Raw genomic sequence first — 1,145 nt, 5'->3', positions numbered from 1 at the left:
ACGTCGCGCCCTGACCGAAGCCCCAAGAGAGGGCTATTAAGGGGTATCAGAAGCCCTAGGAAGCGAAAGAGGGGAAGCTTTGCTTCGCTTGCTCAGGCATTCTGTATATCTTTGCTATTGCTGTACATTTTATCACCCCACATTCGTTCATATGAAGCATCTCCCCACCCAGCTTATGCGCCCCCTGCGCTGGTGTCGACGCATCAGACATCGGCGTGGTTACGGCATCCATTCGCCCTTTGCCTTTGGGCTGGTGACGGGGGTCGTTTATGAACGGGGCACTTATTATGCCTATCCCGAACTCAAAAGCCTCATCCATAGTCATGCTAACCGGACGCTGAGAGAGAAAGACTTGCTCCTACTCTTTAGGCTGGCCAACTTTCAACGCCCTGCCGAGTGCCTGCTGACGGAACTACCCGATACCAAATTGGTGGCGCAGTGTCTCAAGGCCGGCAGCCGGCATACACATTATATATATAGGTGTGCCCCTTGCGACATGGTGGTGACGGGAGGAGAAGCACATACACTCCCGACACTGCTAGAACAGTTACACCCCGGCGGACTGCTCATATGGGTCAGACCCCACCATCATTCACACGCAGCGCAGGCATGGCGCCAACTGATAGAGCATCCCAAGGCACAGGTAACCTTTGACCTCTACGACTTTTGCCTGCTCTTCTACCGCCCCGAACTGCAACGGGCACACTACCTCATCAACTACTTCTAACTCCCCCTCTTCCTATACAGAATCCCTCATGGCGAAGCAAAAGTATTACGTCGTATGGCGCGGCACGGTGCCGGGTATATACTCCACTTGGGCAGAATGCGAGCAGCAAGTCAAAGGTATAGCCGGGTCAGCCTTCAAGTCGTTTGAAACCCAGGCTGAAGCCGAACAGGCCTATGCCGCAGGAGCCCCCACTCCCCGCCCCCAGAAGGAAACAGTCTCCACCAAGCCCTCAACTACCCCAAAAGCCTCCCCTGCCCAAGCGCTACAAAATCCTCCCGACTACCGCCACGACACAGTACTACCCCTCCCCATGGAGGTCACAGCAGACGCTTGGGCTGTGGATGCGGCGTGTTCGGGCAATCCGGGACAGATGGAGTATCGCGGCGTTGACCTGGCCACAGGGGCAGAGATCTTTCAT

General features: G+C 55.7%; 1 protein-coding gene. It reads left to right on the top strand.

The window, feature by feature from the left end:
* Positions 1 to 755: 755 nt before the first annotated feature.
* A partial coding sequence (locus Q4P78_RS09150; RefSeq protein ID WP_303340058.1) for a ribonuclease H family protein occupies positions 756 to 1,145 on the top strand: 390 nt, incomplete at its 3' end.

It is taken from the genome of Rothia sp. (in: high G+C Gram-positive bacteria) (assembly GCF_030540545.1).
GTDB lineage: Bacteria > Actinomycetota > Actinomycetes > Actinomycetales > Micrococcaceae > Rothia.
This window is presented reverse-complemented; position numbering and strand designations above follow the sequence as displayed.